General features: G+C 63.4%; 8 protein-coding genes, 1 tRNA gene and 1 pseudogene. 3 read left to right on the top strand and 7 right to left on the bottom strand.

All coding sequences use genetic code 11. The annotated features are described in order from the left end of the window. The 3 genes from ACIBJI_RS17430 to ACIBJI_RS17420 form a co-directional block, all read right to left on the bottom strand. The coding region (locus tag ACIBJI_RS17430; protein WP_396957377.1) for a hypothetical protein at window positions 1–323 on the bottom strand (323 nt) is incomplete at its 3' end. A 489-nt stretch (window positions 324–812) separates the two neighbouring features. Beyond that, a complete protein-coding gene (locus ACIBJI_RS17425; protein WP_364347309.1) occupies window positions 813–1,661 on the bottom strand; it encodes a hypothetical protein in 849 nt (282 codons plus the stop codon). Continuing rightward, a complete protein-coding gene (locus ACIBJI_RS17420; protein WP_397084864.1) occupies window positions 1,661–2,386 on the bottom strand; it encodes a ParA family protein in 726 nt (241 codons plus the stop codon). The genes ACIBJI_RS17425 and ACIBJI_RS17420 overlap by 1 nt, the downstream gene beginning before the upstream one ends. A gap of 200 nt (window positions 2,387–2,586) precedes the next feature. Between ACIBJI_RS17420 and ACIBJI_RS17415 the strand changes: the two are divergent. The 3 genes and pseudogenes from ACIBJI_RS17415 to ACIBJI_RS17405 all read left to right on the top strand — a co-directional run. Beyond that, window positions 2,587–3,365: pseudogene (locus ACIBJI_RS17415) on the top strand (acyl-CoA dehydrogenase family protein); the annotation flags it as partial. 102 nt (window positions 3,366–3,467) lie between these two features. Next, window positions 3,468–4,298: a DUF1542 domain-containing protein gene (locus ACIBJI_RS17410; protein ID WP_397085132.1), complete on the top strand. Its 831-nt coding sequence runs from the start codon at window positions 3,468–3,470 to the stop codon at window positions 4,296–4,298. 414 nt (window positions 4,299–4,712) lie between these two features. Next, window positions 4,713–4,785: transfer RNA gene (locus ACIBJI_RS17405), tRNA-Arg, on the top strand. 795 nt (window positions 4,786–5,580) lie between these two features. Here ACIBJI_RS17405 and ACIBJI_RS17400 read toward each other — a convergent pair. The 4 genes from ACIBJI_RS17400 to ACIBJI_RS17385 form a co-directional block, all read right to left on the bottom strand. Then, window positions 5,581–6,654: a hypothetical protein gene (locus ACIBJI_RS17400; RefSeq protein WP_364347303.1), complete on the bottom strand. Its 1,074-nt coding sequence runs from the start codon at window positions 6,652–6,654 to the stop codon at window positions 5,581–5,583. A gap of 8 nt (window positions 6,655–6,662) precedes the next feature. Continuing rightward, window positions 6,663–7,814, bottom strand: coding sequence for a DUF4331 family protein (locus ACIBJI_RS17395; RefSeq protein ID WP_364347300.1), 1,152 nt, complete (start codon window positions 7,812–7,814; stop codon window positions 6,663–6,665). Between the two features lie 128 nt (window positions 7,815–7,942). Continuing rightward, a complete protein-coding gene (locus ACIBJI_RS17390; RefSeq protein ID WP_364347298.1) occupies window positions 7,943–9,289 on the bottom strand; it encodes a Dyp-type peroxidase in 1,347 nt (448 codons plus the stop codon). A 55-nt stretch (window positions 9,290–9,344) separates the two neighbouring features. Further along, on the bottom strand, window positions 9,345–9,920 hold the full coding sequence (locus ACIBJI_RS17385; protein WP_397084863.1) for a hypothetical protein: 576 nt from the start codon (window positions 9,918–9,920) through the stop codon (window positions 9,345–9,347). Window positions 9,921–10,528: the final 608 nt, after the last annotated feature.

Below are 10,528 nucleotides of genomic sequence, written 5' to 3'. Positions count from 1 at the left end.
GGCACCGCAAGTTCGGAACCCGGAAGCGGCGCAGCGAGCTCCTTGCCCTTTATCGCGACAGGCGCGTCACTCGAAGGAGAAACCTCAATAGCGGAAAACAATGGAAGTGCAGAACGCTCGATATTCAAAATCGCCAGGGGCGTCGAGAACGTCGCGCCCGGAATCATTGGTGGAATAGAAAGTTCATTACTCGGAACCCCGAGCGGCACATCGAGTTGCGCGGGATCCGCGAGTGGCGCCGAAAGCTCCTTCCCCGGAACTTCAGCGGGCGCGATTTCCGAAGACGCGACGGAATCCGCTACCGCGGGAATCGGAGCGGGCAACGATTGCCCATCCGTCGGAACCGCGATGTCGGGAATCGAAAACTGTTCCGGGACTTCGAATGCCCCGATACCTGGAACTGTCAGCGGTTTCGCTGACGCTTGACCTCCTGCGAGCAGAGTCGCGACGATTGCCGCGCCCGCGATGACTCCCGCGCCGACGGCCCATGGGAGCGCGCGCCGCAGGAACCGAGAATATCGACCCTCCGTAGTTGATGCCATGATCCGGTCCTCCGATGCTCGTATCGAAGTTCCTGGCTCGCCGTGCGACGCCGAACTGCATTGGCGTGTGGGACTTCACCAAGACCTCGAATGAATTCGAAAACCATCACGGTGATCTGTAGTCCAGCGGATCCGATCGCCATATTTCGCGCAATAATCACCAATTAGACGACACGACACGCGCATTAACGATAACAAAAGTGTAACTAAAACGAAATGCCCCGCCGGGGAACCGCTTCCGCGACGGGGCATTCGGCACTCCAAAACGACTCAGGCGATGATCTGCTCCTCGATCTGTTCGGCGAGAGTGCGCAGTTTCGCGGCGAATTCGCGCGCCGCCGCCGGATCATTGTTCGAGCCCTTGACAACTCGTCGCGTCAGCGCGGCGAACCGCGATTCCACCGCCGCGAACAGATCGACGGCCCGCTCATTCGACCGGTGGCGCAAATCCCCGCGCAGCCACGCCTGTAGCAATTCGACCACCTCATCCTTGTCGAACCGCTCGGGCAGCAGCGCGACGGCCTCGCGAAGCTTGCCCGCAGTGACCTTCACATCATCGGCACCGGCAATCGTGGTGTACACGGTTACCGCCGCGTCTTCGCCGTGCTGCGCGGCCACTGGTAGCAGTTCCCGAACCTGCCCCTCATTGATAGCGGGCGCAACAGGATGCAATTTGGCGGCGAGCGGCCAGGCCCGAATCAGCTTGTGCGCGTATGACCGCTGCATATCCCAGCGCTGCTCCACATACTCGTCGAAGCTCGCGTGCCGATCCCGGTAGAGCCGACCGTCGCGCACTATTTGCAGCGCGCGTCCGGCCGACCAGAAGGCGACGCGCAGGCCATCGATCGAGGATTCGCAAGCCGTCAACTGGGCCTGCTCGCGCTCGTCGAGCGGTTCGTCCGGCGCGGTTTCGTTCGGCGCGGGCAGCGGCATCGTCAATACATTCGCCTCGGCCGGCGGCGCGATTACCTCCAGCGACGCCGCGCTCAGCGGGACCGTTCGCCACTCGGCATCCCGCAGCGGGGATACCGGGGGCGTGTGCTCGGCGCTATCGGCCAGCGGATTCGCGCCGCCGATCGAGCCCTTACCGATGGAACCCTTCCTACGCTGCGGAGGCATCAGGCGGGCACCTCCACCGCGACCCGGTACGGACTCACCAACTCCTCGCCGACCTGCCGATATTCGCCGAGATCCACGATCGGATTCTCGGCGCCGTCACCGACCTCCCCGTCGGCCGCCTCCCGATACCACTTCCACGCGCTCAAATAGGATCCGAATACGTCATAGCCCGCATCCTCCAGATTTCTGCGCTGCGTGCGGTATTCGGTCGAGACGTTCACGCCGTTCTTAATCGTCACCGGCACCTTGGTCATCAGTACCCGCACCCGGATCTCGCGGCCGCTATCGGCCGCGGCCTCCTCGGCGGCCTTATACGTACTCGGCACCCGCTTGACCTCCGATGGGCTGACACTGGTCAACAGAATCAGCTCATCGCTCTGCGGTATCGCCGCCTTGAATATCTCGGCCGACTCACCACCGGCATCGATGATGATCACGTCGAATTTCCCTGCATTGTCGGTAATGCAATCGTCGACATGTCGCGACGGGAAGGCGATCAACTTGAACGGCACCTCGATCCCGCCCTTGAGCAGGCGCCGGTACCAGGAATATCCGGTCTGACTGAGCGGGTCGGCGTCGATGACTAGCACACGCAATTCGTGGACCTGTGCGAAATATGCGGCCAAGAAAAACGCTGATGTCGTCTTGCCGACGCCGCCTTTGAGATTTCCGAGCGTTATGACCAACGGCTCGGGTAGCTCCAGTGGCGCAACAGAATTCTTCATGGACAGTCCTCCCAGGGTGAGGAGTGCAGAAGTGTGGCGGGGCCAAGTTTCGCATAGCGAAGATGAATTACCGCTGATTGCGGACACGCCATTTACGCGCGCGCGTGCGTTGTGCCCGATTTGGGCGGCGAAGGTGTGTCCAATTGGACACACCTTCGCCACACTGTCGCGCCCCCGCACCGACCGGGTAGGCAGGTGATATGCCTGTTGACCGGATGCCGCCGACGCCCGAGGCCCGCAGCCTGATCGAGCTCACCCGCGATATCGCCGACAAGGTGCTCGAGCCACGCGTGGTCGAATCCGAGAGGACCGGAACCTTTCCGGACGGCGTCTTCCCCGCACTCGGCGCGGCGGGATTGCTGAGCCTGCCGTATCCGGAGGAGTTCGGTGGCGGCGAACTTCGCCAGGACCGGCGAGGGTTCGCGCGGCATCTCCTGTTTCCTGGCGCCCAGCGACACCGAAGGTCTGAGTTCCGGTAAGTCCGAAGAGAAGATGGGCTGCGTGGAATTCCGACCACCGCCGCCTACGACAATGCCTTTTTACCTGCGGAAAGACTGATAGATGTTGAGGGACAAGGGCTTTCGATCGCATTCAGCGCTCTGGACTCGGGTCGCCTCGGCATTGCGGCGATCGCGACGGGACTCGCGCAGCGCACCCTCGATTTCGGCCGCCACATCATCGACCATCAGAGCCCCGGTTTCGTACTCGCCGATATGGCCGCGGCCGTGGATTCGGCGCGCGCGACCTACCGCGCGGCGCGGCGATGCCGGACTCCCCCACTCGCGTCAGGCAAGTGTCGCCAAACTAATCGCCACCGATGCCGCGATGAATGTCACCACAGATGCCGTGCAGGTGTTCGGCGGCTACGGCTACACGCAGGACTTCCCGGCGGAGCGCTATGCGCGAGGCCAAGGTGATGCTGATCTTCGAGGGCACCAATCAGATCCAACGTCTGGTCATCGCCCGCCGGCTCGCCGGACAATGGACACGGCGGGACACCGCCCGCCGAAGCTCAGCCGAGTCTCAGCAATCCCCCAGTAAACTCGGGGCGACCTGGACCGATGACGAAAGGGCGCGAGCGATGCTGTGGGTACTGATCGGCGTTGTGATCCTGCTCGCGGCGGCCTACGTCATCTATCAGACGCAGCAGACCAAACAGCGTGCGGTACGCGAGTTCGATGATGCGGCCGCCGACGCCAGGCAGATGATCGAGCGGCTCGGGGGTCAGGTCTACAACCTCAACAGCAGCGACGAGGCAGCGAAGCAGGCACTCGCCGACGCCTCGGAGCGGCATATCGCGGCCGGCTCGCAGATCGAGCAGGCGCACACGCCGGCCCAGGCGCGGTTGGCGAAGCAGACCGCGGTCGAGGGCATGTACTACATCCGCGCGGCGCGTACTGCGATGTTGCTGGATCCGGGCCCGGTGATTCCGGCGCTGGACGGTCAGGACACCGCAGGGCGGGTCACCGAGAAGCGCGTCGTCGAATACGAGGGCCGCGAGGTCGCCGCTTCGCCGAATCCCTCCGCGGAGACGCCGAACTACCATCCGGGCGGCCGCGTCGCCGGGCGGCCGGTGCCCGCAGGCTGGTACTCCGAGCCATGGTGGCGACCCGCATTGATCGGCGGCGCTTGGGGTTTGGGGTCCGCCCTACTGTTCTCATCGCTGTTCTCCGGGATGTCCGGGGTGGGGTATGACGTGCAGGGGTTCGAAAGTGGTTACGGCGAGGGGTATCAGGACGCGCTCGACACGGCGGGTGGGGATCAAGGGCATGACTCGGGTGATCAGGGCGGGTACTCCGGCGATCAGGGCGGGTACGACTCCGGTGGCGGGTACGACTCCGGTGGCGGGTTCGATGGTGGGGGTTTCGACGGCGGCGGGTTTGATGGAGGTGGCTTCAACGGCGGGTTCTGACGGCCTGGCTGAGCACGGCCGATACGGGTGGAGTTAGCCGCCTGAGCACGGCCGTTATGAGTGGAGTTGACTGCCTGAGCGCGGCCGATACGAGTGGAGTTGACTGCCTGAGCGCGGCCGATGCGGGTGGAGGTGACCGCCTGCGCACGGGCGATGCGACGGGAGCGACCAGATCTCGACCACACGTTGTTGCGGCTGGGGATAGTTCCGAGCGCACTTTTGCCGCTTCATTGTCTGAGACAGTTGCGTCGTCCCGCCCAGTTTCCCGTATTGGCAACTAGGCCTATGTCCACCCACTACCCGGCAGCCGATCTCGCCCGCATCACACCCCCGACCAAATCGATGCGGCCCACCCGCCCCCGAACCGGTAGACTCCCGGTCGTCCCAAACCGGTGCCCCGGCGCCACCAGTTCAGCCCTCGTAGCTCAGGGGATAGAGCACCGCTCTCCTAAAGCGGGTGTCGCAGGTTCGAATCCTGCCGAGGGCACAAACCTGCGACGCGTTTCCGCAGGTCAACAGGTTTTCCTGATCTGTGCATCGCTTCCGGATAGCCAACAAAACCGAAAGGTGCAGGTCAAACGGTTGCCTTGGTGCGAGCCCCCCAGGAAACACAAAACATGGGCAACCGGGCCGGCAACTCGCCGGAATTCAGGACCGGCCGACTTCGGAGCAACCCGCCTGCCATTTCAACAGCGCGGCAAGCGCCTTCGCCTGCGCGGCAGCGATGCGCTCTCCTTCCGCACCACCGACGCATCGAACCTCGAAGGACGCCGTCAACCCGTCACACACCATGTCGACACCCGTTGGACAGGTATCCCGACCGGACTACCGTCCGATCCGGCTGATGCATGGTCGTCACCTCCGCCCCGGTCGCCCATCGAGACCCGGCTCACCGGCACGTCCGACTCGGATATCACCGAGTCGACGGGATCGACCTCGTTGCTCGCAGCCACGCGCAAGGTTCTCGATCAGATCACACTCCAACTCGGGCATGCGCGCAGACGAGAGCCGATCCGCCCGACGATGACGCCTGCGGTCAGCGCCGGTCTATTCGACCGGGGGTCGCGTCCGGCGAGGTGCCCGATAGCCGCTGCGGTGAGCGTGAAATAGGTTGGCGTGGAATGCGGTACGCGAACGAGGCCATGTACCCACAGGAACCGGACGGCAACAACCCTAACTGTTCGGTCTGCAGAAGAGATGATGCCCCAATGAGGGCGCACCGTTGCTTGTGTGGCGAACATACTGGCCGGTTCGGCACCGATAACGATGACGTCCGCTACGCCTATCTCCTGTCTCCGGTCCGAGCACCGTCAACTGCACGCGTGGCGCGAGAGAGGAGCTCATGGGCCCGTAGTGTCTGGCGGACCTCGAGGTTCCTCTTCGCGAGTTGTAGTGCCCGATGGGGGTCGGCACCTGCGTTGAGCCAGAACTCCGCTGCGTGGTCGGCGAAGGCCTCGGGATGTCGCGCGACCAGTTCGTCGTAGCGGGCTGCCGCCCGGGCACACCATTCACGAGCCTCTTCTACGCGGCCGACCTCGCTCAGTATGCGGGCGAGTTGTGCCGGGTAGTCAGGGTCGTCGGAGGAGATCGTCAGCGGGTGCAGCCGGGCGATCGCGGAGTCGGTCTCGCCGAGGGCCGCCTCGACTTCGGCCAGATGGCCTTGCGCGGGGGCGTAGGCCGGAAGGCGGCGATGCGCGGCACTGAGCCAACTGTGCCCGTGTGGGAGATTCCCCTGCGCGAGCCACATTTGGGCGCGCCGAAAGTAGAGCTGCGCCAGCGGAATCGGCGAGACCCCACGGTAGTGATCCCGACTCTCGTCGAATAGATACTCAGCGGTGGCCACATCCCCGCTCTCAGCGCAGAGCGAAGCCAGCGCCGCGACAGAGGCGAAATCGGCTCGGCGTTTCACAGCCTCCCGCATGAATGTGAGGGCTTCGCCGTAGCGTCCGACCGCCTGCAGGATCGCGGCGTGTTCGGCATCCACCACGGCGGCATCTGCTCCGAGCCGCCGGGCTTCATCGAGGTCACCCAGCGCATCGGTGAAGCGATGGAATGTCGCCCGCGCCCGGGCGCGAGCGATGAGGGCTACGTCGTCGGCGGGGCGATCGCGCGCGAGCTGTTCGGCCCGCGCTTGCGCCCATTCGTAGTCTGCGATGCAACCGAGGATGTGCCCCCGCAGCGCCACTAGTTCAATGAGCTCGGCTCGACCACCAACATCGAGCCCTCCCCCGAGGGCCATCCGCTGCTGGCCGTCGATCTGCGCTTGCAGATTCGCCAGCGCGAGAACACCTGCCGTCGTTGGTAACTCGCCATCGATCATCCCGCCGGTGGCTGCCGGGTCGCTGCGTCTCGTCATCACCGTCCTCACCCGGACTTGTCAAGGGAAAGCTCGATCTTGGCCGGAGGGTTCAGTTCCGGGGGAACGAGATATGGGAAGGTGCGAGAGGCCCGAACTGCCTGTTGGTCGACACCGTCGCTGATCCGGGCGCCGTTGCCGGCATTGACCAGCGTCGTCACAATGGTGTCTCCGACATCGTCATTGAGGCTTCGGCCACCACAGCTCTGATGGCTGGCGCCCTTCAGTAACGCCCGCTCGATCTCGAAGTAGCTATCCTCGGCATACGGTTTCGACACATCGATCACCATGAAATCGGCCAACAGCAGCTCGGTCAGAGGGTGGGTGCCGTGCGCGTCCGGCGGCCAGTCGGTCTTGTGGTCGAGGCCATCCCAGAAGCCGAGATTCGCGTTCATCCGCGCCCGATACGCAGCAAGGTATGTCGGCCCCAGGTTATATGGGTCCTCCTGGTTATACAGATCGCGAATATCCAGATCCCGGTTGACGGTATCGAAGTCCTTTGCGCCGAGGACGACGCTCTTCATCAGGGGGCGGCCGAAGCGCTCCAGACGGACCGTGATCGGCCCGGGAATCATCGTTTCGCCAACGACGGCAAACAGCGGTCCGGCGTCCGCCCCGAAAGTCGTGGCGATGTCGAGCTCGACGACGATGCTGAGGACGTTTTGGCGGTACTGCCTGCTGTCGCCGACGCTGACAAACGCCAGCTGTCGGGTCATTATGGTTTGCGCCGCCCGGACGCCGTCGAAGAAAAATGGATCCATCCGCCGTCCGGCAAAGGCGCGCAGGCCGTGAGCCTTTCCACCCTGTTCGTCGTTCACCAGGAAGGACGCGGTCTGGCCGGTCGAGGCGGTGCAGGTGCCTTCCTGCGCGAGCGGCGAGCCGGCCTGGTGCTCGACCGGGCCCGCGAAACGGAAGCTGAAGGTGTATTCCTTCTCGCCGACAACAAACGCGGGAGCGGTTCCGCCCGGGATCGTGACCGGCCGCAGCCGGAATCGGTAGTCGACCGCATCGGAGAACAGCGCGGCTGGTTCTGCGTTCGGAAACACGTTGAGCACCAGGACTAGACAGCCGGGCTGTTCCGGACTGGGGAAGGCGTAGACGTCGGTGATGTCCACAACGGGATCTGCTAAGGCCCGAGGCCCGGAATTATGGTCAGACATTTCTCACCAACTCCTGTAGACCATCGAAAAGACTCTGGTGGAGCGCGATTTCATCCAGCGCAGGTGCCGACCATCCCGTCGGGAAGTGCGGGCGGGCCAGGGCGCGTCAGATCGCTGCGTTCTCCTCGTCAGGTCTCGAGATCGGCCAACCAGTGCAGGGCGCGCAGGCCGGGCACGAAGAAATACTCGCCTCCCCGTGTGACGACGAAAGCCGGCAAACCCTGTAGCCGCCGGCGAATCGGCTGTTGAGGGATGGTGAAGTGATCGCTTCCGCTGTTCGCGCCCGCGATCGGGTCCTTATCGCCGACGGGGCCATGAAAGAACTGCCCCTTGTTCACCCACTCCGACTGGACGAACTCGAATTGCCGCTCCAAGTTCGCGCCGACAAAGACGAACGCCAACCCTCGTTCGGCGCCATCGTCCTCGATGCCCCCGGGCGCAAGCATCGGGCCGTAACTGGTGCCGCGCCGGATCATGCGATGAAAACGCGCGAAGCCGCTGATGTCCGAGTCGCGCGGATTCAGACGTCGAATGTGCGAGCCGGGAGGGGTTTTCAAGCCCTGCGGATCGTCTTCCTTGAAAAGAAAATCGTTGTTGCGTTTCGGGTCGGCACCTAACTGAGGGTCATCGTGCATGGGACATAGCGCCAATGGCGCGCCGCTCTGCCAGCGCCCCATCATCTTCGCCGCGAGAAAGTCTTCCTCTTCCGGGCTCGAGGAGTTCGCCTTCAGATACTGGCGAAACGCCGCAACGCGTTGGTGCAGCTTGCGAAAAGCGACGTAGGTGCCGTTCTTACCCAGGACCTCGGGCCGCGGCATCGGAGACAGCTCATGCCGCTCATTCTCATAGCCCAGCAAAAACTCGCCCGCCTTAAGGGGCTTCTCTCGGGGGTTCGATCCCGGAATACCGCTGCCTTCAATTGCTGGATGACTGATGCCATCCCGGAACCCGAAGGCTTCTTTCTCCGTGGGCAGCACGTGACAATCCAGGCTCCATAGAGCGGTGACCCCGGAGAGTCCCTCAAACGCCGTCCGGGCACGGGCGAGTACGGGCTCGAGCCGCGCCGCGTCGGGCGAGAGCGCGCTGAGCCCGACATGGACATCCGGGGTCCCAAACGGCTTCTCCCAGTTTTCGGGGGCGCTGTCACCGACATCCCCCAGCTCTGCCGCGCGCGCGGCCATGCCCTGCTGGAACGCCAGGGGGAAGCTGTCGAGCGAGTCCTGCGCAACACCCAGCGCCTCGAGGCCCCGGAAGGTGAGTCCGGCACTGACCCAAGCCTGGTGGCTTGGATCCATCGGACTGGTGGCGTCGGCGATCGCCGGAATCAGCCTGCGTAACAGCTCGCGACCGGCGCGCCGGTCGTCGATGCGCAGCACAATATAGGCGCCGACATACGGCGAGGGCCGCGGATGTATGGCCCCGTTCTGGATATCATCCAATTCGAGCACGACAGGCTCTTCTTCTACTGTTGCCATGGATACGTTCGTCTCCATAACCGGTGGCCTCCGCCAACCGTTGCGCCGTGCGGGTTCAGCCCGCCGCTTCCTCCAGCAGCGGCTTCAACGCCGGGTGCTGGAGCGCCTGCGCGGCATCGGGGTGGTCGAGCACCTGTTGGAACGCCTGCTGCACACGCAGCGCCTTGTCGATCTCTTGCACGGTCGCCTCGTTGGTATTGGCGAAGATATCGGCTTCCGTCTGAGTCTCGACCAGCCAATTCTTGAACTCCTCCCACGACATGGAGTCGTAGCCGCCTTCGGGTGCCTCCACAAGGTGATTCATCCAGCCGAACTTGATCTGGCTCTTGTCGCCGCCAACCAGGGATGCGATGGCGTCATCGAAGTAGGGGTCGAAATCCAAGTCGAAGCTAATCGTGATGAGAAGCCGCGTACCGTTGTCGAGAACCACATACCTGGCGTCGTGAACGCCGATCTTCTTATACATGTCCCGTACATCCCCCCGGCTCGAAAGGCCCGCCGCAATCTCATTGATCACCTGCTCGGCATGTCCGGGCTTTATATGCCACAAGGCGCAATACTCGGTCACCGGCCCGCTCTTCTTGCCCTTTCGTGGCCGCCTGCCCGGCGTTGCCTGTTGCGTACTCGCCATGGCTATCTCCTTCGTAGTCGGTCACTTCTGACGTGTGACTCACTCCTCGCCCGTCCGGTTCATGAACCAGACCAGCAAAGGGATTTCGAAGTACCAGATCCTGATAGCCGGCAACGAGAACAAGGCCTCTCGTCACCCACGAGAGTCTCCGCCTGTGTGGAGCCGCCCGCCACGATCGAGTCTTCCACATCGATCCGTCGCCCACGACGTTTCCCCGACGTGAAGACAAACTTCGCAACTCTCACGGATTCCCGCTTCCTGCAACATTTCCGCACAAGTCGGGCCGGACTCCGTGATGCCAACGAACGAGACGGAACATTGACGTATGTGCCCCCGATTGGAGAGACAATTGTTATAGCTCTGCAAAAAGATCACAAGCAAATGGAGTTTTTGATACGAACGTGACAGCCACGTGCCCAGAACCCCGCCGCCAACCGCCCCGCCGGTCAACTCTCCCGCGAACGTTCGACACGCCCTGCCCTGGGCACGACGAAGTTGGGAACGGGGAACCGATCCGTGCGGGCGCACCGCAATCGTCAGACCGGGTAGGTACCCACGATGACCAGGCGTTTTTCAGTTGCCCATGTTTTGCGTGTCCTGCCGAGAGC

The sequence above is a fragment of the Nocardia sp. NPDC050408 genome (assembly GCF_044458905.1).
Classification (GTDB): Bacteria; Actinomycetota; Actinomycetes; order Mycobacteriales; family Mycobacteriaceae; genus Nocardia.
Note: the sequence above shows the minus strand (reverse complement) of the source record. Positions and strands in the feature narration are given on the sequence as shown.

Bases quoted from the DNA above. Each gene is read 5' to 3' on its own strand.
- ACIBJI_RS17425 (WP_364347309.1), bottom strand. From the start codon at position 1,661: ATGCCTCCGCAGCGTAGGAAGGGTTCCATCGGTAAGGGCTCGATCGGC.
- ACIBJI_RS17385 (WP_397084863.1), bottom strand. From the start codon at position 9,920: ATGGCGAGTACGCAACAGGCAACGCCGGGCAGGCGGCCACGAAAGGGC.
- ACIBJI_RS17420 (WP_397084864.1), bottom strand. From the start codon at position 2,386: ATGAAGAATTCTGTTGCGCCACTGGAGCTACCCGAGCCGTTGGTCATA.
- ACIBJI_RS17410 (WP_397085132.1), top strand. From the start codon at position 3,468: ATGCTGTGGGTACTGATCGGCGTTGTGATCCTGCTCGCGGCGGCCTAC.
- ACIBJI_RS17390 (WP_364347298.1), bottom strand. From the start codon at position 9,289: ATGGCAACAGTAGAAGAAGAGCCTGTCGTGCTCGAATTGGATGATATC.
- ACIBJI_RS17400 (WP_364347303.1), bottom strand. From the start codon at position 6,654: ATGACGAGACGCAGCGACCCGGCAGCCACCGGCGGGATGATCGATGGC.
- ACIBJI_RS17395 (WP_364347300.1), bottom strand. From the start codon at position 7,814: ATGTCTGACCATAATTCCGGGCCTCGGGCCTTAGCAGATCCCGTTGTG.